Here is a 22,789-nt window from a genome sequence, read left to right as displayed (position 1 = left end):
CGCGAGACAGGGGTTGTCAAGTGTTTTAAGTTTTATTTTTTAAAACCCTTATTTTACAGCACTTGTTCCGCTATCCGGAAACCGGTTTTACGAAGATCGTCCCAAAAACCGGGATAGGATTTGGAAACCACTTCGGCCTCACTAATGATCAATGATGTTTTTAATGCCAATGGTGCAAAAGCCATGGCCATCCGATGGTCCTGATAGGTTTGTATTACCACATCCGATTGTATTGTTTCGGATACTTCCAAAGTCAGACTATCGTCGGTTACCGCAATCACGGCGCCGAGTTTGGTCAGTTCGTTTTGCAAGGCCACCAGACGGTCGGTTTCTTTTATTTTGAGCGTATGCAATCCGGTAAGACGACACGCTTTATGGAGTCCGAAACTGGTTACTGCTATGGTTTGCGCGATATCCGGTGTGTTCTTCAAATCGAAAGTCACACGCTCCGAATTGGTGGCTGTGATTTTCCGTAAGGTAACTTTATCGTTTTCAAAAACCGATTCCACACCAAAATGACGGTAAATTGCCACTAAATCGCTATCGCCCTGAAAGCTGTTTTCCTTATAACTGGACAAGGTGATTTCTGTTCCGACCTTCGCCATTGCTACTATGGAATAGTAATAGGATGCCGAACTCCAATCGCTTTCCACTGTACTTATTTGCGGTGCAATTTCTTTTTTTGGCTGAACCGTGATACGATTGCCTTCAAAAGTTGTTTCAATTCCTATTTCCTGTAATAGCGACAAGGTCATTTGGATATACGGAATGGATGTTAGTTCACCTTCCAGAGTCAACTCCAAACCCTTTTCAAGACGTGGTGCGACTAAAAGCAAAGCCGAAATATACTGACTGCTTACATTCGCTTTCAGACTTACTTTCGATTCTGTCATTTTTTTTCCGGAGATTCGAATGGGCGGATAGCCTTCGTTTTTTTCGTAGGCTATATTAGCTCCCAATTGCCGTAAGGCATCGACCAAAATGGAAATGGGGCGTTCCTGCATTCGTGTCGATCCGGTAAGTACGACTTCGCGATTTTCCTGAGTTGCGAAAAAGGCCGTCAGGAAACGCATGGCTGTACCGGCATGATGAATATCAATCACGGATCCCTCCGACTCCAGCGCTTTGATCATCATCAAACTGTCATCTGAATTGGACACGTTGTTCAATTTCAGATTCGGATACAAGGCCTGAAGTAATAACAAACGATTGGTTTCACTTTTGGAACCTGTAATCGCAATTTGGGATTTGAGGTTGACGTCAGATTGTCGGAGTTGTACATCCATAATTTTATAGCACGCTATAGGCGTTTTATTTTAATTTTTCGTTGTTGTGATGGCGATCGTGATCTCTTTTGGTTTTCATATCCATCTTCTTATCGAACGCCGCCTGTAAATCCACACCGGTTTGGTTGGCCAGACATAAAACCACAAAAACCACATCGGCCAGTTCTTCGCCCAGATCTTTGTTTTTATCACTTTCCTTTTCGGATTGTTCGCCATAACGACGCGCGATGATTCGGGCTACTTCACCTACTTCTTCGGTTAACTGCGCCATATTGGTCAGCTCATTAAAATAGCGTACCCCGTGATTTTTAATCCAGTTATCAACGTCCAGTTGTGCGTTTTTTAAATCCATTTTTATGCTTTTTTAAGTACAATTTTTTCGGTTTCTTTTTCAATCATTGCTTTGTAGAAGTTTTTTAATCCTTCGTAATGCGTTGCCGGGATTAAGGACCATTTGATATCCAAAGTAGCCACTAATTGAATTTTGTTCCCGGATGCCGTGATATTAAAATTATAACTTCCCATATCCTCTTCCATAAACATACTGATGGCTTCCGGAACCGATTCTACAACATATCCTTCCGGCAACGTTAAATTGATCATGTATTTTTCCTGATGAGGAAAGGAGAAATCAATCGGATATTCTCGTTTATCCTGTTTAAACGGATTTTGTGTTTTTGCCACAAATACCATCGGATCGATATAAATTTTATCTCCAATTTTCTCTACGATACCATCGTGTGTAAAGTTATAATCTTCCACAACCGGTTTGGTCAAATCTGCTTTATTTGCGACTTTATACGATTCGATTTGCAATCCCGGATGTTCTTTTTCAATTTTCTCCAGGTATTTTTCTTCATCTATATTTCCGTAGGCTCTTCTATAAAGGTAGGCGAAATAGTCGAACTGCTGTTCGCGGTACATTCCTTTTAACACCCCGTCACTTCCAATAGTTGCCATGATATTGGTTACGTTTTTAGACAAATTTGTCGGCACCAATTCCACATCATCAGATGTACCATCTTTGCGCACTATTCTACCAAACCAGTTTAAAGCACGTAATGGCAATACATTTGGCGTGGCTATTTTATCGGTTGCATCCAGAAAAACCAGTCCTTTTGCTGTTTGTACACCTGCAATCACATAATTATAAGCATTCCTATTGGGCAAAAGCGCAATACCATTATTTCGGGTGCTTAACAAAATAGGATTGACGTCGATACCGGCTTCCCGTAACATTGCTACCAATATCAGGTTGATATCGGCCGTATTTCCTACTTTTTCTTTATAGGCGGTACGCACTCCTTTTTCGCAATAATATCCAACAACCTCATTCCAGTTCATTCTGCTTTTTACAAAATTGAATACTGTTGTTATTTTTTCATCCGGATTGGTCACTCCTTTTAAAATGGCAGCCAAATCGTCTTCAAAATAGCTTCTCTTGCCCAATTGGCTACCAAAATCCCCTAAATAGATATCTCTTACGATGGTAGCCCAATCGGTCGAATAATCTTTATACGGTTGGTTTGGATATTTAATCGACATCAATTCATGTAGGATCGCCGAGCGATAGTTATTAATGTTATTGATATAACTTTCGTCGGCCATCGCCGGGATATCTTTTAAAGTATAAGTATTTATAAACTCCTGATAACTTTGGCTCGTTTGTGATGTAACAAACCCATATCCTGTATTTTCTTTTTCTTTTTTCTGAATGGTCTGCCCTTTACTTGTTTTATCCATTTTCGGAATGAGCGTACCTTTCATTTGTGATTTATAGATAAAGAACTCCGGAATTTGTGTTACATATTCCGAATAGTTCACCGGGATTCCCATCTGAAAACTCCAGTCACATAATGTTCCAATAAAAGGCGATTCCTGAACATATTTAAACTCAATAACCGATAGCTCCTTTACATTAGGAAATACAATTTTATTTCGTTCCTTATAATCATTGAGTTTCTCAACAAATATTCCTTCGTTTTTCAGTTTTGTTTTTTCAATTTTACCATCAACCAAATTATAGGTATAGGCATTCGAAAACGCAACATTCTCTTTTAGATTATTGTTGATATAGTTATCGATTACAAAAGTAGCCCAGTCATATCCTTCTTTTTTATAAATTTTAAGACGAATTTCCACTTCCGTAACGACTTTATTTCCATTTAGAATATCAAAATAGGTTCGTCCTTTTTTATACAAAATGGCAGCTTCGGCTTTTGGATCTTTCGGATGTTCCGCTTGTTTTAATTCTTCGACCGATACTTTTCCTAAATCAAACTTTTGGGAAAAAGCACTTATCGATAAAAGGAGTACTATGGTTTGAAATACTAGTTTTTTTCTCATTACTATTTATTTGTTTTTGATTAAGCTTATTTTGGCATTATCATTCCGTGCTGTGATTTCCATAAACTTACGGAACTCTTCGTATTCTTCTTTAGGGTATTTTCCCCTTTTTAACAATAAAGAACGTATGACTACCACTTTATCCGTACCCTGAAGGGTGTACTCCGTTTTATAATCGCCGTATTTAGTATTGAGTATGGTATTTTGCGGCAATCCTTCCACAACATAACCTTGCGGTAATTGTATGATTATCTCATCATAATCCTGATAGCCGCGTTCTATCTGAAAAGGCAGCTTGCGGGATCGGTATCGTTGTGGCACCAGTCGGTTTACGTTAAAAGCATTCGCCGGAAACAGGATTCGTTCGCCGGAAAGGGTTGCATAGTGTTCGGCCTGAACATTTACCGTTTCTTTAAATTGGACGTTATCCCGATCGTCTTCAAACTGCAAGGTATTCACTTTCAGATTCTCGATATTGAAAAAATAGTTTTTATAAAATTTATCCTGTTCTTCTTTTGCTTTTCGCGACAACAGGTATTTGCTTTCATATTGTGTTCCGCCGGAGAGAATTACAACTTCTCCTTTAAAATCCCCTTGTGCATCCACAACAAAACTTCCTTTGGATTTCTGACTATTTTCCACATCGGATGTCTCATCTGTTTTAACCAATTCGCCACCTTCCGGTTTTATTAGTAAAGCCATACGCCCGTCGGTAAATTTTCCTTGATAGCCAAATGGTGTTGTCTGACTCGTACATTCCATGAAATAATTTTTGTCTTCGTATGGGATTGTTAAGATCGCATGATTCCCCTGGATTGAAACAAGATCATCCAATACGTCTTGCCTTTGTATTCCGCCATAAATCACAGTATAAAACGACGGAATTCCTACGACTTCCAATAAGGCTTTGGTATAATTGGACAACGCTTTACAATCGCCATATCCCAAACGATCCACATCGGCAGCTTTCATTGGTTTCCATCCGCCAATACCCACCTGAACACTGATATAACGGGTTTTATCCTGTACATATTTATAGATTTTTTTGGCTTTCGCAATCGGATCTTTTTCCTGTTCTACCAGTTTTTTAATACTAAGTTGTGTTTCAAGTGGTATTTCTTTTACATCGTTAAGCAATTTTTCATTCATCCATAGACCGAAATCCTTCCAGCTATCTGCAACGCCTTCGGTTCCTTCCAAGGCGAATTTATTCAACCCAAAGCGGACAAAAGGGAACAACTTAGTAACCGAAGGCGCATATTCTTCGTATCGCAATGCCGGTATATTTTCGATAACATATATCCTACTCGCTTGTGTCTGGATTTTCTTAACGTCAAAACCCGAAAAATTATATTCCTTACTTTTCAGTTCCATATCGGTTGGATAACTGATTCTGTATTCACTTTTCATCAGACTTTGATTATACGCATTCACCGGTAACCACGGTCGTATAACCCCAGTATTGTTGGTTTCTATTTCGCTTTTTACTTCAATCGTAAATGGATAGCCGGTTGGTGTATAATCCATAGACAACGCTCTGTTATCGGTAAAAACCGAAAAACCGTCGGCCACACTATGATCTATAAAATCTTTCTTTTTAATCCGCTTTATTTCTTTCCCATTGGTATCGTATACAATAGCCTCCAGATTTGTAATTTTTGATGACTTGTCATAATAAAATGTGCGATCTACACTACTAAGCCCATTGGCATCCAATACGGTAACAATTTGTCGGGTCAGTATCAACATACTTTTTACAGACGTAACCCGTATTGCGGTTTCATCAAGGCGAACTACCGCACTGGCATTAACCTTAAGACTATCGGGAATCCCCATTACACTATAGTCATATTGCTGTGCAAAAGTCAGGGTAGTCATAAGGTAGAATATGACTAACAGGCATTTTTTTATCATGTTAGATTTCGTATACTTTACTTACTCTTTATTTTTAGTATCAATAACAATCGTCACCGGTCCGTCATTAAGCAATCGCACTTTCATATCGGCTCCGAATTGACCGGTTTGAACCGGTTTACCTAATTCCATTTCCATTTGTTTTACGAAAGCTTCGTATAAGGGTATCGCCACATCCGGTTTAGATGCTTTGATATACGAAGGTCGGTTGCCTTTTTTGGTTTGGGCATGCAGTGTGAACTGACTTACCACTATGATGTCTCCATTGGTATCTTTTAACGACAGGTTCATCACCTCGTTTTCATCGCCAAATATGCGAAGGTTGGCGATTTTGGCAGTTAGCCAGTCGCTATCTTCTTTGGTATCGGCATCTTCTATTCCAATCAGCACCAACAACCCCTTTTGGATGTCGGCTACTGTTATTCCGTCAATGGTAACAGACGCTTCCGTTACCCGTTGTATTACTGCTTTCATTCGGTATCCTGTGCTTTTCCTTCTCCGTAAATATCGGTTCGGTAATGTTCGTCATCACCTTCTAAAATCTGGATATAACTTTTATACCGCGACCAGGCGATCTCATCGTTATCCAATGCTTCCTTAACGGCGCAATGCGGTTCTTCTTTATGAAGACAATTATTAAACTTACACTGATCTTTCAAGGCAAAAAACTCCGGAAAATAATCTCCGATTTCCTGTTTTTCCATATCGACAATTCCAAAACCGCGGATACCCGGTGTATCGATAATCCGGGCGCCAAACGAAAGGTCGAACATTTCGGCGAATGTCGTGGTATGTTGTCCTTGTTGATGCTGATCGGATATTGCTTTCGTTTTAAGATTCAACGACGGTTCCAACGCATTGACCAAAGTCGATTTTCCTACTCCGGAATGTCCCGAAAACATCGATACCTTGTCTTTCATCATGGCCTTTAACGCGTCGATTCCTTTCCCTTCGGCTGCCGAAACACGCAGGCATTTATACCCTATATTGGAATAGACATATTGCAAATACAACTGTTCGTCGAGCGTCGCTTCATCGTAGGTATCGATTTTGTTAAAAATCAGAACCGCTTCAATACCATAGGCTTCGGCCGTAACCAGAAAACGATCGATAAAACTCGTTGTGGTTGGCGGATTGTTAATCGTCACCAAAAGGAATACGATATCGATATTGGAGGCGATAATATGGGTTTGCTTGGACAAATTAACCGACTTTCGAACAATATAGTTTTTTCGGTCGTGAATGTTATGAATAATTCCCGCCACTTCGTCTGTGGATTGATCCAGATCAAAATCGACCACATCACCAACGGCAATAGGATTGGTACTCTTAATGCCTTTCATTCGGAATTTTCCTTTTATACGGCATTCAAAAACCTGATTGTCTTCGGTTTTAACACTGTACCAACTTCCTGTAGATTTATAAACGATTCCTGTCATGCCGCAAAGATAACTATCTTATTATTACAAAAAAAGGTTGCTTTTGAGGGCAACCTTTTCTGATTTTAATTATTGTAAAACCATTCGACCTAATTTGTCCTGCGATTTTCGGGACGCATAGATCAGGAATTCCTTTTCATTTTTTCTGTAAAAAATACCCGGACGGATTACCAATTCGTTTTTGATGGCTTCTTCCGGATCTTTTCTGGTGATCACACCGCTATCGCTAAACATAAAGATTGTCGGAACCGCATTATTGTAATTCCCCAATGATTTAATCTCTTCGATATCGGTAATTCCTTTGTTCTTTTTATTATCGTTAAAAAGGATACTCAACTGACCGTCTTTGTAAATCGGAATAGCACTTAGGTATTCTGGTCCTTTCCCCATAACGCCTAATGGGAATGACAATCCTAATGCTACGTTAAAGTTTCCGGAACCGCCCAATCCTGCAAAAATATTCAGTGACGCCACGGTAACGGTTGCCGCCTGTTCTTTTGCTACAACATTACTCCAATCCAGTGATCCGTCTGGTTTCAATGCCATCACGATCATTTCGTTTGTGGTATAAGTAATGGGCTGTACGCCTAACGGACCAATTCCTTGTCGCTGACCTACATAAATAAAACGGTATTCAGAAATAACAATAAGTCCGCCGTCATTTTTCTCGATGATCGAGTGAATCATATACAACGGTTTTAAATCCTTCCCTTTTTTCGCACGACGCTCGCCCAATAATTTTACTTTGGTAGCATAGTCAAACTCATTAAATTTCAGGTTATCGTTGGTATTCTTATCCAGATTAATAGTTGCGCTATAAACCCCTTTAAGCTCTTTATTTGCTTTTCCGTTGTCTCTTACGCTTGAATAAAATCCAACCAATTGTACGGTGTTTTTACTGGTAGAAATCATTTTACAGTTAATAATTTCTTTTCCGGTAAAGTTGATATCCACTACTTCTTTTTTATAACCGTTTTGGTTTTTAAATGCGAATACCTGGAATTTTTCTACTTTTTCCTTTTTCTTTTTATCGCGGTAGCTCTCGTTGATCACTAAAAACACATCGTCTTTCGTGTTGATATCGAAATCCGAAATTGTAAACTCATAATCTTTCTGATCGTCGTTATAACTTACCTTTTCAATATTAGAGAAAACCGTTTTTAAATTCGGATCAAACATCTTCAATTCATATTTCAAAGCATCTTCTTTTTCGTAAAGCGCCGTATGCATGGCTAGCAACATATGCTCATCCGGCGATACTTTGAAATAAAAACCACCTCTGTCGGAACTTTTTGCCACTTCGGCCTCGAACATGGTTGTCATGTTCTTGCTTAATTTTCCATCTTCGGAATATTCAATTCCCACCAACGTAAAGATTTTGTCTTTTCTATGGTACACACTTCCAATCACATATAGCTTACCGTTTAGAATAACGATCTCTTCAAAATCGATATCCTTGTCTTTTAACTCCGGTAGCAAAATTGGTTTGTTCGAAAGCAGTTTCATTCCGCTTGCATCGAAAATCTTTAGGAAATAATCACTTTTCCCTTTTAATCCAAGTGCATAAATCTTGTTATTGGTCTCCCCAATAATTTTAATAATTTTCCCTTTCTCTTCAGTAATTTCTTCACCATAGGTAATGGAAACATTTTCCATTTTGTATTGTGAAAAAGCCGAAAAAGTTGTCATTAAGGTTACTACAAATAGTAATAGTTTTTTCATATAAGGCTTGTTAAAAAATTTCGCGATATTACGAAATTTTACTAATTAAGCCGTTAACTATTTATTATTTTCTCCTGATGCGCGATACTCTCCTGGTGAATGGCTTTAAACATCTTAAGGATAAACTCCTCACTTAGACCACGTTCTTCGCCTTCCAAGACCATTTTACCCAGAATTTCATTCCAGCGTTTGTTTTGCAATACGGCTACGTTGCGTTCTTTTTTTAACGCACCAATACTGTCGGCAATCTTCATTCGCTTCCCTAATATATTCAGCAATTTGCTGTCGATTTCGTCAATCTGCGTGCGCAATCCTTCCAATTTCTGGTTGTACTCGTCGGCTTCATCGGTTATTTTACGGATTCGTAAATCTTTAAAAATCTGTTTTAAAGCCGATGGCGTTACTTGTTGTGCGGCGTCGCTCCAAGCGTTATCCGGATCGATATGTGTTTCGATGATCAGTCCGTCATAATTCAGATCAAGTGCCTGTTGTGAGACTTCCAGTATCATATCCCGTTTTCCGGTGATATGCGACGGATCACAAATTAGCGGCAAATCCGGGAATTTGCTTTGCAACTCAATTGGCAACTGCCACTCCGGATTGTTTCGGTATTTTGTTTTTTCGTAAGTCGAAAATCCTCTGTGGATTACGCCTAATTTTTTGATATTGGCATTGTACAAACGTTCCACTCCTCCAAGCCATAACGCCAAATCGGGATTTACCGGATTTTTAACCAGTACAATTTTATCGGTATCTTTTAACGCATCGGCAATTTCCTGAACGGCAAACGGGTTTACAGTCGTTCTGGCCCCAATCCACAATACATCTACATCGTGTTCCAAAGCCAGTTGCACATGATTTGCATTAGCTACCTCAACGGCCAACAACAAACCGGTTTCCGCTTTGGCGCGCTGCAACCATTTTAATCCGATGGCGCCTACGCCTTCGAAACCACCCGGACGTGTACGCGGTTTCCAGATTCCTGCTCTGAAAACACTTACATCCGAATCCTTTAATTCGTGTGCTATTTTTAATACCTGTTCTTCTGTTTCGGCACTACATGGCCCGGCAATCACCAACGGGTGATTCAAATTGAAAGCGTCCAACCATGTTCTCATTGCAGCATTATTCTCCATAACTCAATTCTTTTTTTAAATGTATTCCTTTTAAAATTTCTTTTATCGCATTTGTTTGTTCCATTTCGGCATAAACCGAATCATAATCACCGGTTTCCAACAGGTTTTTAAAATGATTCAGGTTTTCAATATATTCGGATAATGATTTCAGCACCATTGTCCGGTTTTGTTTAAAAATAGGCGCCCACATAGCCGGCGAACTTTTAGCCAGTCGGACGGTACTTTCGAATCCGCTTCCTGCCATATCGAAAATATCTCTTTCGTTCTGCTCTTCTGCTATAACGGTTTTCCCCAACATAAAAGAACTGATGTGCGACAGATGCGACACATAAGCAATGTGTTTATCGTGTGCTTTTGGGTCCATATAGCGGATTCGCATCTTTATTTTTTTAAACAATTGCAGGGCTTTCTCCTGAATTGCAAAAGCTGTTTTTTCAATTTCGCAAATGATATTTGTTTTTCCTTCAAATAGCCCTTCAAAGGCTGCCGACGGTCCTGAAAACTCCGTACCCGCTATCGGATGCGTGGCTATAAAATTACGCCTTTTCGGATGGTTTTCAACGACTTTACAGATTTGTTCTTTTGTCGACCCCACATCCAGCACGACGGCATTCTCCTTTATCCGATCCAGTACTTCCGGCAAGACATCCACCGCCTTGTCCACCGGGATGGCCAAAACCACCCAATCGGCTTCCGACAATTGTTCCCAGTCGGCCTGACGATCGATGATGCCGCGTTCCAATGCTTCTTTAACATGGCTTTCATCAGTATCAATTCCAAAGAAAACCGCCTGTTCATTTTGTTTTCGAAAGTCGAGTGCCAACGATCCGCCAATCAGCCCCAGACCAATTATAAAAACTTTTTCTTCTGCCTTCATCTATTCAAATCGCTTTAGAATTTCTTTAATTTTTTCTTCCGGAATACATAACGAAAATCGGATGTATCCTTCGCCATTACTCCCGAAAATCGTTCCGGGTGCTATAAACAGGTTTTTATCGTATAACAATTTGTCGACAAAAGCTTCCGCCGATTTTTCTTCTGGTGGTAATTTCGCCCAGACAAACAATCCGACGCTATTAGTATCGAACGTGCAGTTTAATTTTCGCGCCAGTTTAAAAACAAGATTCCGTCTGGTTTGATACACTTCGTTTTGTTTTGCAAACCAGTCGGCATCGCTTTGCAACGCCGCAATCGCTCCTTTCTGAATACCGTAAAACATTCCGCTGTCCATATTGCTCTTCACTTTTAGCACCGCCTGAATTACCTTTTTTTCCCCCATAACCATTCCTACACGCCAACCGGCCATATTAAAGGTTTTACTAAGCGAATTCAGTTCCATCGCCACCTCCATCGCTCCGGGAATACTCAAAATAGATTCCGGATTCTCGTTTAGTATAAAACTATACGGATTGTCATTTACAATCAGAATCCGGTGTTTTTTGGCAAAGGCAATCAGTTTTTCAAACAACATACGATTCCCTGTAGCTCCTGTTGGCATATGCGGATAGCTTACCCACATGAGTTTTACCCGTGAAAGGTCTTGTTTTTCCAGGACTTTAAAATCGGGTTCCCAGTTTCGTTCGGCAGACAAATCATAGAAAACACTTTCGGCGCCGACCAAATTGGCTACCGATGCATAGGTTGGATAACCCGGATTTGGGATCAGCACACCGTCTCCTTCATTTAGGAACGCCATGGCAATATGCAGGATTCCCTCTTTTGATCCCATTAACGGCAATATTTCCGAATCCGGATTTAGGTTTACTTTAAAATGCGTCGCATAAAAATTGGCCATCGCCTGACGGAGTTCCGGTAATCCCTGATAACTTTGGTATTGGTGTGCAGCTGGTTGCAACATGGCTTCCTGTACGGCTTCCATTACCGCAGTTGCCGGCGCCAGATCCGGACTACCAATTCCCATATTAATCACTGGTTTTCCTTTGGCTTGCAACTCCCGTACTTCCCGCAGTTTTTGCGAGAAATAGTATTCCTGAACCTGATCTAATCTTTTTGCTGTTGTAATCATACTACTCCTTTTTTATATTCCCCTAAAACCTTAAATTCTTTCGTTATTTGCTGCAAAGTAGTTCTTGCCTTTTCATAATCGGCATACTTGTCGAACGTGACATCGATAAAGAAAGAATACTGCCAGGGCTTTTCGATAATTGGCATCGACTGTATTTTGGTAAGGCTCAACCTGTACTCGTTCATAACATTCAGAATTCCGGCCAGACTTCCCTGCATATCTTCCAATTCAAACTTCAACGAAACCTTATTAATATCCGGTTTCGGAATAACCGAATTTTGTGCTTTTACAATCACAAAACGGGTTTTATTACTGGTTATCGTATGGATATTTTCGGCCAATACGGGAAGCTCATACAGCTCGGAAGCCACTTTACTGGCCACTGCTCCGATTCCGGAGAGTTCTTTTTCGCGGATTCTTCGCGCGGTATCGGCGGTATCGGCATCTTCCACCAGTCGGATATGCGGATAACGGCTAAAAAACTTTTTACATTGCAATAACGCCATCGGATGGGAATGTACTTCCCGGATATCGTCGATCGTTTGTCCCGGCAACGCCATCAGATTCATCCGGATATCCAGATAATGCTCCCCGATAATGTGCAGTTTATTAAAATCAATAAGTGCATAATTCGGAATAATCGATCCGGCAATCGAATTTTCCAATGCCATGATTCCCAGATTACGATCGTCGTCGAGTACATTTTTCACCAATTCGTCGAACGACATACATTCGATAAGGTTTTTACTTTCGTTAAAGTATTCTTTCGCTACCTGATGGTGGAAGGAACCTTTGATTCCCTGTATTGCAATTTTCCTTTCCATAAGCCAAAAAAAAATCCCGATGGAAAACATCGGGATTGTATTATAGTGTTATAATTCTTTCGTATACTTCGATCAAATAACCATATGACAATCCCTTTCTTCTTTCCAGAAAAAATAAAAGAAATTGTTATAATAAAAAGTGTTACTTGAATTCATGGTTTTTTTGCCATTGTATTTGAATGACAAAATTAGAAAAAAAATATTTTCCCCTGTCCGATTTTTAAAAAATTTATGATTTTTAAAATAATCAGCATTAATTTCTTCTTATTTTTGCTCCAAATCAGGTATTAGTATGTCTATTGAAGTTTTAAAAATATCCAAGAATTACGGTGAACAAAAAGCATTGGATTCGGTTACATTTTCGATAAAAAAGGGAGAAATTGTAGGCTTCCTTGGGCCGAATGGTGCCGGAAAATCAACCTTAATGAAAATACTGACCACTTTTTTGGATGCCGATGAAGGTACGGCCACTGTTAACGGTCATGATGTTACAACAGCACCAAAAGCTGTTCAGAAATCGGTTGGCTATCTTCCGGAACACAATCCTTTATATCTGGATCTATACGTTCGCGAATACCTGGCTTTTAATGCCGATGTATATAAAGTAGCGAAATCCCGTATCGACGAAGTGATTGCGCTTACCGGATTAACACCGGAAAGTCATAAAAAGATAGGAGCACTTTCCAAAGGATACCGGCAACGTGTTGGACTGGCCACGGCTTTATTACACGATCCGGAAGTATTGATTCTCGACGAACCTACCACAGGACTTGATCCGAACCAGTTGGTTGAGATCCGTGAGTTGATCAAAAATATCGGAAAAAACAAAACCGTTTTTCTTTCGACGCATATTATGCAGGAAGTAGAAGCGATTTGTGATCGTGTGATCATCATTAACAATGGTAAAATCGTAACCGATAAAAAACTGGATAGCCTGATGAATGAAGATAACGAACAGGTTATTGAAGTAGAATTTGACTATCAGATTGAAGCCCAATTAATTGCTAAAATTCCAAACCTGCAATCGCATCGAAATGTTCACGATACCATTTGGGAACTTACTTTTACAACGGAAAAAGACATGCGTCCGGCCGTTTTTGATTTTGCACAGGAAAATGGTTTAAAAACCTTACAGCTCAATCTGAAAAACAAAAATCTGGAAGCCGTATTCCGCGAAATGACGCAGAAAAAATAAGTTTAATTATAGACTACATGCCCGGTATAATGCTGGGCTATTTCTACTAAAGACGGGTTGTTTTTTAGCACGACATTCCCAGTACTGTAAATATTTCCTTTTATATCCTGTTGCGGATTTACAATGATATCGTTGGTACTTCGCTGAAACACATAAATATGCTGAGCCATCAGGTTTTGCCCTTCAAAACGCTCTTCCCCGGAATAAAAAGCAATAGTCAAATCGGTCACTTTTCCGGATATCCGATATAACGTCGCCCGGTTATCTTCGACCTTTAGATTCGTACATTTCAGTTGCAAATCGAATACCCCGGAAGCCGTATCGGAATACATTCCCGACTGTAACGTCAGATCGTCAAAATTCAATATCCCATCGGAGGTTATATCAAATTGGGAAGCCGAATAAATCCCCGTCAGATCCGGCACCGTGATATACACCTTCGTCACATTTTTATCCCGAAACCAACTACAGCCATTGGAATTTCGGAGGTACAATTTATTTTCCGAAACAGAAACACTGATTCCCGACATCAGATTGGAACCCGTTTCGACGACTACTTTTGTTTGGCTTCCTTGTTTGATCACCACTCCGATTCCTTCTCCCACATCAATTTTCTCAAAATCGGCCACCTCGATTTCGTTGGTAATCATACTCCCGGAAGCCATAAAACAATCCGGTGCTTTTTCGGAATTACAGGAGAACAGCACAAAAAGGATGATCAATAAACAAGAATAATATTTTGTCATTTGTTTCATTTTACAATCGGATTCCAAGACTACATTCGAGCGCTTCGGCTTTCGCAGCATGTGTTTTTAAACCTACTCCTGCGGAAACGTTACGGGTCACATAAAATTTGAGTCCTAATCGCTGGTAAAAGGACGCGCTTATTTTTGCGGGATCATATACATAATACCCCAGTTGTGTTTCGAAAGTAAAGCGGTTTACAAACAGTTCGTGTCCTATAAAAACACCGGCTCTTTTATAATCGACATTAGGATCGCTGTTTTTTTCGTAATAGGCGATCGCCATATAGCGGATGTATTCTTTCAGATAGAGCGACCAGAAGAAATCGCCTCCGAACTGAATGGCACTTTTTTTACTGATCCGTTTATCGACATACCCCGAAAGCACATAAAACGGATATTGTCCGCTACCAATCACATCGCTTTCATTCACACCACCGCGAAACACCACGTTATACCGCAACGGTTCCGTAAAACGGGTAGTATCTTTTAGCACGGTATATTCCGGCTCCTGTTGATCGAAATTATAATTGAGTCCAACGGTAAAAGCCATGGTATTGGTACTGGTATTCGGTGCTTTGACATTGGCATTCGAATGATGCACCAACAATAATCCGGTTTGTACTCCGAGGCCTTTCCACACATGCTGTTTGTTGTAGTTCAGCATAAAATAAGTCGAGGGCATCAAGCGCGTACTATAGGCAAAATTCCGAAAGTTGGTTTCCTTATCATACGGATTGGTACTATAGGCAATCCCCTGACCGATTCTAAATTGCAGGTTTCGCTTTAGAAAATAGAAATTATAATGTCCGTAAAGTCCGTAAAGATTTCCTAGCGCTTCGTTTTTATTTCCCTGATACTGAAACGACAGTCCGTAATCCGGGAAATTATAGTCCGACTGCCAGGCGGCACTCCCATAGGTTTTGCGATTGATTCCGAGTAAGATTCCTTCCGGATGCGACGTAATAAGATGTTTTATCGCATTATTATGCGGCAATATATTCCCATAGAAGTAATTGGCTTCCACAAAATAGCGCTTCTCTTTTGCATTTTGGGAAAAAGCGAAACCATAAAAAAGCAGGAATACTAAGTATAAATAATGTCTCATTTTGTCTTTGGCAAGCAGACAAATATAGACAAATCAGAATATATCCATCATTTTCTGACACAATTCTTATCTTAGCAAGACAACAATTCCTGTTTTTACTCCCTATACATTTTATCCTCTACAAATACCGTAAATCTATACGATTTACGATTTTAAGCATTAGTATTTTTCTTTTTATAAATTAAACCATGAAAAACATACGAAAAATTTTATTCTGCTGTCTGATTAGTTGCTATACCTATGCGCAAATGAATATAGACTATTATTATACCAATAAGAATCTAAATATAAGTACAGGTCCATTTGAAACAGGCACAACTGTAACAGTAAATTATCACGATTTCCCGCCAAAGAGTTCCTCTTGGTTTTGGTTAGTTGTTATGCCTCATAGCAAATCTGCAGTTTATAATCCTCTTGCAGGAGGTGGTCGTCTGGATTACTCCGGTTATATTTATGGAAACGGCAGTTGGTCAACTACTTTTAACAATGAAGGTGAGTTCTCCATTCTTATAGCAAAAAATCCGGTCAATGTTATATTTCAAGGAGCTATATTCTTTAAAATTGTCAAAAAAAAGCTATCGTTGGACAACATCGTAACAGCAAAAGAAGCCGTCCATATTTCCCCAAACCCGACTAATGGCTTGTTCAAAATAGCAACAGCGGAAACTATTTCTGAAATACAGATTCACGATCAAATGGGAAAATGTGTCCTAAAAACAGCTTCAAATTCCATAGACATTACGGCACAGCCCAACGGAATTTACTTTGCAACCATTCAGGATAAGAATAGTAATGTCGTAAAACGAAAAATAATAAAAAAATAAAAACACCTGTAAGGTTTAAAATCTTACAGGTGTGAGCTCTTAAAATACAGTTGCTGCAATTTTCCGGATACTTTCCGAACGTCCCATCGAATAGTAATGTAAAACCGGTATTCCGGCGGCTATTAATTCCCGACTTTGGGCAATGCACCATTCGATTCCGATTTCTTTTACGGTTTCATTATCCGCTGCTTTTACCACTTCCATAATCAATTCATCAGGCAAATCCACTTTAAAACGATGTGGAATCTGATTGAGTTGCTTTTTGGTAGAAATTGGTTTTAAACCCGGGATAATCGGCACTTCGATACCTTCTTTCCGGCATTTGGCTACAAAATCGAAAAACTTACGATTATCAAAAAACATTTGGGTAATGATATAATCTGCTCCGTTTTTGATCTTTTGTTTTAGGAAATGAATATCGCTATCCAAGCTCGGTGCTTCCATATGCTTTTCGGGATAACCGGCCACGCCGATACAAAAATTGGTCTTATTGGTATTTTGCAAATCCGCATCCAGATAAATCCCGTTGTTTAGGTTATTGATTTGCGTTACCAGTTCGCTCGCATACTGATTTCCTTCTTTTTCGGGTTTAAAATAGATTTCGCTTTTTACCGCATCGCCGCGTAAAGCCACTACGTTATCGATTCCGAGGAAATCCATGTCAATCAGGAAATTTTCGGTATCTTCTCTGTTAAACCCACCACACAGAATATGCGGAATGGCATCCACCTGATATTTATTCTGAATTGCCGAACAAATTCCAACCGTACCCGGTCGTTTTTTAACGATTTTCTTTTCGAGCAAACCATTAGGCAACTCTTTGTACTCGTATTCTTCCCGGTGATAGGTCACATCTATAAATGGCGGTTTAAATTCCATCAGCGGTTCGATATTATCAAAAATGCACTGAATGTTCTGGCCTTTTAATGGCGGTAATATTTCGAAAGAGAAAAGCGATTTCCCTTTAGCATTGGCTATATGTTGTGTTACTTTCATCGTTTTCGTTTTGTTAGTCGGCTATATTGGGATTGAGCCATTTCTCAGCATAATCATAGGTCACTTTTCGACGTTTGGCATAATCGCGAACCTGATCTTCTTTTATCTTCCCCAGTCCGAAATACTTACTTTCCGGGTTTCCGAAATAATATCCGGATACCGAAGACGCCGGCCACATGGCCAGACTCTCTGTTAACTTCACCCCGATTTGCGTTTCTACGTTCAATAATGACCAGATCGTATTTTTTTCCAGATGATCCGGGCAAGCCGGATAACCGGGCGCCGGACGGATTCCTTTGTACTTTTCGGAAATCAGTTCGTCATTACTCAGCACCTCATCAGAAGCATATCCCCAGATTTCTTTTCGCACTTTTTCGTGCAGGAATTCGGCAAACGCTTCTGCAAACCGGTCGCCCAAAGCCTTGATCATAATTGAGTTATAATCGTCGTGAGCTGCTTCAAATTCAGCCGCTTTTTCATCCACTCCGAAACCGGTAGTAACACAAAAAGCGCCGATATAATCCTGTTTATCACTTTCTTTTGGCGCTATAAAATCGGACAATGCAATGTTTGGTGCTCCTTTTGTTTTTTGCGATTGTTGTCGTAGCGTTAAAAACGTTTCCAATACGTTCCCTTTCTCATCATACACTTCGATATCGTCGTCGTTTACCTGATTAGCCGGAAAAACCCCATAAATACCTTTGGCTTCCAACCAGTTTTCGGTTATAAGTTGCTCTAACATTTTTTGTGCATCCTGAAACAAGATTATTGCCTGTTCTCCTACCACTTCATCTTCTAAAATATCTGGGTATTTTCCATGCAAGTCCCAGGTTCTGAAAAACGGTGTCCAGTCGATATAATCGACCAGTTCTTCCAGTCGAACCGTAATGGTATGTACTCCGGTTTTATACGGCTTTTGTGGTGTAAACTGATCCCAGTCGAGCCTCAGTTTGTTGGCTCGTGCTTCGGCTAATGTCAGGAAGTTTTTATCGCGCGAACGGTTTAAAAAACCTTCCCGTAACTCGTCGTATTCCGAACGTATGGCTTTGGCGTAATCACTTTTTACATTTTGATTGATCAGATTTCCTGCGACGGTAACTGCACGGGATGCATCATTCACATGTACTACTGTTTCGGAATATTCCGGAGCGATCTTTACCGCCGTATGCGCCCGGGAAGTTGTCGCTCCACCGATCATCAGCGGAATTTTTATATTGAGCTTATCCATCTCTTTGGCCAGATACACCATTTCATCCAACGATGGTGTGATCAATCCACTCAGACCGATAATATCTACCTGCTCTTTAACTGCTATTTCGATAATTTTTTCCGGCGGAACCATCACCCCTAAATCGATAATTTCAAAATTATTACACCCTAAAACTACCGAAACAATATTCTTACCGATATCGTGTACATCGCCTTTTACCGTTGCCATCAAAATCTTTCCGGCAGAGCGGGACGCTCCGTCTTTACCCGCTTCGATAAACGGTAACAAATAGGCCACCGCTTTTTTCATTACTCTGGCCGATTTGACCACCTGTGGCAGGAACATTTTTCCACTTCCAAACAAGTCTCCTACAACATTCATTCCGGCCATCAGGTTTATTTCGATCACCTCAATCGGTTTCTGTGCCAATTGGCGTGCTTCTTCCACATCAAGTTCTACAAACTCATCGATTCCTTTTACCAATGCATGTGTGAGTCGTTCCTGTACGGTTCCGTTACGCCATTCCTGATTTTGTTTTTCGATCGTTTTGGCATCGCCTTTTACATTTTCGGCAAATGCCAACAGTCGCTCGGTTGCGTCATCTCTACGATCCAGCAATACGTCTTCTACATGTTCCAGCAAATCTTTTGGAATTTCATCGTATACCTCCAACATCTCCGGATTTACAATCCCCATCGACATTCCGTGCTGAATGGCATGATACAGGAAAGCCGAATGCATCGCTTCGCGCACCCGGTCGTTCCCCCGGAAAGAAAAAGACACATTACTCACTCCACCGCTTACATTAGTATATGGCAGGTTTTCACGAATCCATTTTGTCGCGAGGAAAAAGTCGATCGCGTTCCGGCGGTGTTCTTCCATTCCGGTAGCCACTGGAAAAATATTCGGATCGAAAATGATATCTTCCGCCGGAAATCCCACCTGATCAACCAAAATATCGTAGGAACGCTTACAGATTTCAATCCGACGTTCATACGTGTCTGCTTGTCCGGCTTCATCGAAAGCCATCACAATCACAGCCGCACCATAGCGTTTAATCAATTTAGCATGGTGGATAAATGTCGCTTCACCTTCTTTTAAACTGATGGAATTCACGACACATTTTCCCTGTACAACTTTTAAACCGGCTTCGATGATTTCCCATTTGGAGCTATCAATCATTACCGGTACACGGGAGATATCAGGTTCCGAAGCGACAAGATTCAGGAATCGGGTCATTGCAGCTACACCATCGAGCATCCCTTCATCCATATTAATATCGACAATCTGCGCGCCACCTTCTACCTGAGCGCGGGCAATATCGAGTGCTTCTTCATATTTTTCTTCTTTTATCAGGCGCAAAAATTTCCGTGACCCGGTCACATTGGTGCGCTCCCCTACATTCACGAAAATACTTTCCGGAGTGATAATCAACGGTTCTAATCCTGATAATCGCAAGTATTTTTTACAATCTGCTTCAGCCATTTTCTCTATTCTAAAATTCTGGGTTGGTATTCTTTTGCCACTTCGGCAATCAGGCGGATATGCTCCGGAGTAGTTCCACAGCAGCCGCCAATAATATTGATCAGGTTATCGTCGAGATATTCTTTTATCAAAACCTGCATTTCTTCCGGTGTCTGATCGTATTGTCCAAAAGCGTTGGGCAATCCGGCATTCGGATGCGCCGATATATTAAAAGAAGTATTGTGCGCCAGTCGTTTTAAATACGGTTTTAGCTGATCAGCTCCCAAAGCACAATTAAATCCGACACTTAGTAACGGAATATGCGAAATCGAAATCAGGAAAGCCTCAACCGTTTGTCCGGACAAGGTTCTACCGGAAGCATCCGTAATGGTACCACTTACCATTACCGGGATATCGAGATTGCGTTCTTCTTTTACCTCATCGATGGCAAACAAGGCGGCTTTGGCATTCAATGTATCGAAAATGGTTTCCACCAGTAATATATCACTTCCGCCATCAATAAGTGCTTCCACCTGTTGTTTATAGGCAATCCGCAGATCGTCGAAAGTAACCGCCCGGAACCCGGGATCGTTCACATCGGGCGACATACTGGCCGTACGATTGGTTGGTCCTATAGAACCGGCTACAAAACGTGGTTTATCTGGATTTTGCGCCGTGAATGTATCGGCTACTTCACGGGCAATTTTAGCCGATTCGTAATTGAGTTCGTACACCAGATCTTCCAGATGATAATCGGCCATACCGATAGTAGTTCCCGAAAACGTATTGGTTTCGACGATATCGGCACCCGCGTCAAAATACTGCGCGTGGATTTCGCGAATCGCCTGTGGTTGTGTAATGGAAAGGAGATCGTTGTTCCCTTTTAGCGGATGCGGAAAATCTTTAAATCGGTCTCCCCTGAAATCTTCTTCCGAAAAGTTGTATCGCTGTAACATAGTTCCCATGGCTCCGTCGAGAATCAGGATTCTGTTTTGCAGCGCTTCATTAATCTTTGACATTTTTAGTTTTTTTTTTAGTTTTGGCCAAAGTCAATACGAAAACAGCGCCGAAAGCACTATAAATGTGTTGTCTTAGCTTTTGCCGTTCTGAAAATCAGTGTAAAAATGTCATCCGTAAAGAGAGAAGGAATACCAGAAAAGTATTCTCTTTGTTATCTATCCTAAAAATCAATTTGCCTTGTTTTCGGGTAGAATGTAGCACCTTCTTTAAAGAGTAAAGGGTTGCTAAGGCTTCATCGGGTCTATTCCCTCTGCCTTTCGTGATAACATTTCAGTCTGTATAAGAACAGTGCAAAATAACGCAATTGTTTTATACCAACCAAATTTCCATGCTTAAATTGCTACGCGAGTGCTTGTTCGAGATCGGCAATGATGTCGTTTACACTTTCCAAACCGGCCGAAATCCGTACTAATCCATCGGTAATACTAACCGCCAGGCGTTCCTGTTCCGTGAGTTTACTATGTGTGGTAGACGCCGGATGTGTCACGATCGTACGGGTATCGCCTAAATTTGCCGACAACGAACACAGTTGGATTTTGTCCAGAAACTGTCGCCCGGCTGCGATGCCACCTTTGATTTCGAAGGCGACTATATTTCCACCCAATCGCATTTGTTTTTTGGCAATCTTATATTGCGGATGCGATTTTAAAAAAGGATATTTTACCGTTTGTACGTTGGGATGACGCTCTAAAAAGAGCGCGATCTTCTCGGCATTTTCGCAATGTTTTTCGACCCGAACGGCTAATGTTTCCAAACTTTTTGATAAAACCCAGGCGTTAAACGGAGATAATGCCGGCCCGGTATTTCGCGAAAACAGATAAATCTCCCGGATCAATTCTTCCTTTCCAACCGTTACGCCTCCCAAAACCCGACCTTGACCGTCGATTAATTTGGTTGCCGAATGAATCACCAAATCGGCTCCAAAGGCAATAGGATTCTGAAGATACGGTGTTGCAAAACAATTATCGACAATCAGAATCAGGTTGTATTTTTTAGCAATTTTTCCCAGATATTCCAGATCGAGAATGTCCACGGCGGGATTGGTTGGCGATTCAGCAAACAGAATACGGGTATTGGGTTGGATATAACTTTCGATCGTTTCCGGTTCGGTAATTGAAAAATAGCTGGTTGTGATATTCCATTTTGGAAAATACTTTGTAAAAAGTGTATGGGTCGATCCGAATACACTACTGGCCGACACGATATGATCACCGGCATTTAACAGCGCAGCAAAGGTCGAATACACTGCGGCCATTCCCGTAGCAAAGGCATAACCCGACTCGGCGCCTTCCATTTGACAGATTTTTTCCACGAATTCACTGGTATTTGGATTGGAAAACCGACTGTAAATATTCCGATTTTTTTCTTCGGCAAAAGAAGCCCGCATATCTTCGGCATCTTCAAAAATAAAACTGGACGTCAGGTACAAGGGTACTGAATGTTCCAAATATTGGCTGCGTTCTGTTTGGGTTCGAATGGCCTGCGTTTCGAATCCCAATGTTGAATTGTTCATGGTTTTGTTTGTTTTAAGATAGT

At 40.6% G+C, this 22,789-nt stretch carries 19 protein-coding genes and 1 riboswitch; of the genes, 2 read left to right on the top strand and 17 right to left on the bottom strand.

Translation table 11 applies throughout. From position 1 onward, the window contains the following. Nucleotides 1–53 precede the first annotated feature (53 nt). From aroA to ABFU83_RS00250, 11 genes are all read right to left on the bottom strand, one after another. Nucleotides 54–1,286, bottom strand: coding sequence for a 3-phosphoshikimate 1-carboxyvinyltransferase (gene aroA, locus ABFU83_RS00300; protein WP_347067998.1), 1,233 nt, complete (start codon nucleotides 1,284–1,286; stop codon nucleotides 54–56). Between the two features lie 25 nt (nucleotides 1,287–1,311). Next, the gene (locus ABFU83_RS00295) at nucleotides 1,312–1,638 is read right to left on the bottom strand and encodes a nucleotide pyrophosphohydrolase (protein WP_347067996.1); all 327 of its coding nucleotides are present in this window, start codon (nucleotides 1,636–1,638) and stop codon (nucleotides 1,312–1,314) included. 2 nt (nucleotides 1,639–1,640) lie between these two features. Further along, a complete protein-coding gene (locus tag ABFU83_RS00290; RefSeq protein WP_347067995.1) occupies nucleotides 1,641–3,632 on the bottom strand; it encodes a transglutaminase domain-containing protein in 1,992 nt (663 codons plus the stop codon). A gap of 6 nt (nucleotides 3,633–3,638) precedes the next feature. After that, complete coding sequence (locus tag ABFU83_RS00285; protein WP_347067993.1) at nucleotides 3,639–5,510, bottom strand: DUF3857 domain-containing protein; 1,872 nt, start codon at nucleotides 5,508–5,510, stop codon at nucleotides 3,639–3,641. Nucleotides 5,511–5,567: 57 nt separating this feature from the next. Further along, on the bottom strand, nucleotides 5,568–6,020 hold the full coding sequence (gene dtd / locus ABFU83_RS00280) for a D-aminoacyl-tRNA deacylase (RefSeq protein WP_347067991.1): 453 nt from the start codon (nucleotides 6,018–6,020) through the stop codon (nucleotides 5,568–5,570). After that, a complete protein-coding gene (rsgA, locus tag ABFU83_RS00275; RefSeq protein WP_347067989.1) occupies nucleotides 6,017–6,985 on the bottom strand; it encodes a ribosome small subunit-dependent GTPase A in 969 nt (322 codons plus the stop codon). The genes dtd and rsgA overlap by 4 nt, the downstream gene beginning before the upstream one ends. A gap of 508 nt (nucleotides 6,986–7,493) precedes the next feature. Beyond that, nucleotides 7,494–7,619 carry a 3-alpha domain-containing protein gene (locus tag ABFU83_RS17740; RefSeq protein ID WP_367576068.1) on the bottom strand — a complete coding sequence of 42 codons (126 nt, stop codon included), beginning with the start codon at nucleotides 7,617–7,619 and terminating at the stop codon, nucleotides 7,494–7,496. Nucleotides 7,620–8,760: 1,141 nt separating this feature from the next. Next, the gene (locus tag ABFU83_RS00265) at nucleotides 8,761–9,843 is read right to left on the bottom strand and encodes a bifunctional 3-deoxy-7-phosphoheptulonate synthase/chorismate mutase type II (protein WP_347067986.1); all 1,083 of its coding nucleotides are present in this window, start codon (nucleotides 9,841–9,843) and stop codon (nucleotides 8,761–8,763) included. Further along, nucleotides 9,833–10,720, bottom strand: coding sequence for a prephenate dehydrogenase (locus tag ABFU83_RS00260; RefSeq protein WP_347067985.1), 888 nt, complete (start codon nucleotides 10,718–10,720; stop codon nucleotides 9,833–9,835). The genes ABFU83_RS00265 and ABFU83_RS00260 overlap by 11 nt, the downstream gene beginning before the upstream one ends. Next, a complete protein-coding gene (locus ABFU83_RS00255) occupies nucleotides 10,721–11,869 on the bottom strand; it encodes an aminotransferase class I/II-fold pyridoxal phosphate-dependent enzyme (protein ID WP_347067983.1) in 1,149 nt (382 codons plus the stop codon). Next, entirely contained in the window at nucleotides 11,866–12,693 is an 828-nt protein-coding gene (locus ABFU83_RS00250) for a prephenate dehydratase (RefSeq protein WP_347067982.1), read from the bottom strand. The genes ABFU83_RS00255 and ABFU83_RS00250 overlap by 4 nt, the downstream gene beginning before the upstream one ends. Before the next feature lie 292 nt (nucleotides 12,694–12,985). Between ABFU83_RS00250 and gldA the strand changes: the two genes are divergently transcribed. Then, complete coding sequence (gene gldA / locus ABFU83_RS00245; RefSeq protein WP_347067981.1) at nucleotides 12,986–13,888, top strand: gliding motility-associated ABC transporter ATP-binding subunit GldA; 903 nt, start codon at nucleotides 12,986–12,988, stop codon at nucleotides 13,886–13,888. A gap of 2 nt (nucleotides 13,889–13,890) precedes the next feature. Here the strand turns inward: gldA and ABFU83_RS00240 are convergent, their stop codons facing one another. Beyond that, a complete protein-coding gene (locus ABFU83_RS00240) occupies nucleotides 13,891–14,634 on the bottom strand; it encodes a head GIN domain-containing protein (protein ID WP_347067980.1) in 744 nt (247 codons plus the stop codon). A gap of 10 nt (nucleotides 14,635–14,644) precedes the next feature. Continuing rightward, complete coding sequence (locus tag ABFU83_RS00235) at nucleotides 14,645–15,739, bottom strand: acyloxyacyl hydrolase (RefSeq protein ID WP_347067979.1); 1,095 nt, start codon at nucleotides 15,737–15,739, stop codon at nucleotides 14,645–14,647. 188 nt (nucleotides 15,740–15,927) lie between these two features. On the opposite strand from ABFU83_RS00235, the gene ABFU83_RS00230 reads away from it, so the two are divergent. Then, on the top strand, nucleotides 15,928–16,563 hold the full coding sequence (locus ABFU83_RS00230) for a T9SS type A sorting domain-containing protein (RefSeq protein ID WP_347067977.1): 636 nt from the start codon (nucleotides 15,928–15,930) through the stop codon (nucleotides 16,561–16,563). Between the two features lie 39 nt (nucleotides 16,564–16,602). Here the strand turns inward: ABFU83_RS00230 and metF are convergent, their stop codons facing one another. From metF to ABFU83_RS00210, 4 genes are all read right to left on the bottom strand, one after another. After that, nucleotides 16,603–17,559 carry a methylenetetrahydrofolate reductase [NAD(P)H] gene (gene metF / locus ABFU83_RS00225; protein ID WP_347067975.1) on the bottom strand — a complete coding sequence of 319 codons (957 nt, stop codon included), beginning with the start codon at nucleotides 17,557–17,559 and terminating at the stop codon, nucleotides 16,603–16,605. Between the two features lie 13 nt (nucleotides 17,560–17,572). Further along, nucleotides 17,573–20,254: a methionine synthase gene (gene metH / locus ABFU83_RS00220; protein ID WP_347067973.1), complete on the bottom strand. Its 2,682-nt coding sequence runs from the start codon at nucleotides 20,252–20,254 to the stop codon at nucleotides 17,573–17,575. A gap of 5 nt (nucleotides 20,255–20,259) precedes the next feature. Beyond that, nucleotides 20,260–21,252 (bottom strand): homocysteine S-methyltransferase family protein, encoded by a 993-nt coding sequence (locus ABFU83_RS00215; RefSeq protein WP_347067971.1) that lies wholly within the window; start codon nucleotides 21,250–21,252, stop codon nucleotides 20,260–20,262. 149 nt (nucleotides 21,253–21,401) lie between these two features. Beyond that, nucleotides 21,402–21,522: riboswitch (SAM riboswitch) on the bottom strand. 71 nt (nucleotides 21,523–21,593) lie between these two features. Next, nucleotides 21,594–22,766 carry an aminotransferase class I/II-fold pyridoxal phosphate-dependent enzyme gene (locus tag ABFU83_RS00210; RefSeq protein WP_347067970.1) on the bottom strand — a complete coding sequence of 391 codons (1,173 nt, stop codon included), beginning with the start codon at nucleotides 22,764–22,766 and terminating at the stop codon, nucleotides 21,594–21,596. Nucleotides 22,767–22,789: the final 23 nt, after the last annotated feature.

The sequence above is a fragment of the Flavobacterium sp. WV_118_3 genome, assembly GCF_039778605.1.
Taxonomy (GTDB): domain Bacteria; phylum Bacteroidota; class Bacteroidia; order Flavobacteriales; family Flavobacteriaceae; genus Flavobacterium.
The sequence above is the reverse complement of the archived record's forward strand: the minus strand, read 5'-3'. Positions and strand labels throughout refer to the sequence as shown.

Bases quoted from the DNA above. Each gene is read 5' to 3' on its own strand.
- aroA (WP_347067998.1), bottom strand. From the start codon at position 1,286: ATGGATGTACAACTCCGACAATCTGACGTCAACCTCAAATCCCAAATT.
- ABFU83_RS00295 (WP_347067996.1), bottom strand. From the start codon at position 1,638: ATGGATTTAAAAAACGCACAACTGGACGTTGATAACTGGATTAAAAAT.
- ABFU83_RS00290 (WP_347067995.1), bottom strand. From the start codon at position 3,632: ATGAGAAAAAAACTAGTATTTCAAACCATAGTACTCCTTTTATCGATA.
- ABFU83_RS00285 (WP_347067993.1), bottom strand. From the start codon at position 5,510: ATGACTACCCTGACTTTTGCACAGCAATATGACTATAGTGTAATGGGG.
- dtd (WP_347067991.1), bottom strand. From the start codon at position 6,020: ATGAAAGCAGTAATACAACGGGTAACGGAAGCGTCTGTTACCATTGAC.
- rsgA (WP_347067989.1), bottom strand. From the start codon at position 6,985: ATGACAGGAATCGTTTATAAATCTACAGGAAGTTGGTACAGTGTTAAA.
- ABFU83_RS00265 (WP_347067986.1), bottom strand. From the start codon at position 9,843: ATGGAGAATAATGCTGCAATGAGAACATGGTTGGACGCTTTCAATTTG.
- ABFU83_RS00260 (WP_347067985.1), bottom strand. From the start codon at position 10,720: ATGAAGGCAGAAGAAAAAGTTTTTATAATTGGTCTGGGGCTGATTGGC.
- ABFU83_RS00255 (WP_347067983.1), bottom strand. From the start codon at position 11,869: ATGATTACAACAGCAAAAAGATTAGATCAGGTTCAGGAATACTATTTC.
- ABFU83_RS00250 (WP_347067982.1), bottom strand. From the start codon at position 12,693: ATGGAAAGGAAAATTGCAATACAGGGAATCAAAGGTTCCTTCCACCAT.
- gldA (WP_347067981.1), top strand. From the start codon at position 12,986: ATGTCTATTGAAGTTTTAAAAATATCCAAGAATTACGGTGAACAAAAA.
- ABFU83_RS00240 (WP_347067980.1), bottom strand. From the start codon at position 14,634: ATGACAAAATATTATTCTTGTTTATTGATCATCCTTTTTGTGCTGTTC.
- ABFU83_RS00235 (WP_347067979.1), bottom strand. From the start codon at position 15,739: ATGAGACATTATTTATACTTAGTATTCCTGCTTTTTTATGGTTTCGCT.
- ABFU83_RS00230 (WP_347067977.1), top strand. From the start codon at position 15,928: ATGAAAAACATACGAAAAATTTTATTCTGCTGTCTGATTAGTTGCTAT.
- metF (WP_347067975.1), bottom strand. From the start codon at position 17,559: ATGAAAGTAACACAACATATAGCCAATGCTAAAGGGAAATCGCTTTTC.
- metH (WP_347067973.1), bottom strand. From the start codon at position 20,254: ATGGCTGAAGCAGATTGTAAAAAATACTTGCGATTATCAGGATTAGAA.
- ABFU83_RS00215 (WP_347067971.1), bottom strand. From the start codon at position 21,252: ATGTCAAAGATTAATGAAGCGCTGCAAAACAGAATCCTGATTCTCGAC.
- ABFU83_RS00210 (WP_347067970.1), bottom strand. From the start codon at position 22,766: ATGAACAATTCAACATTGGGATTCGAAACGCAGGCCATTCGAACCCAA.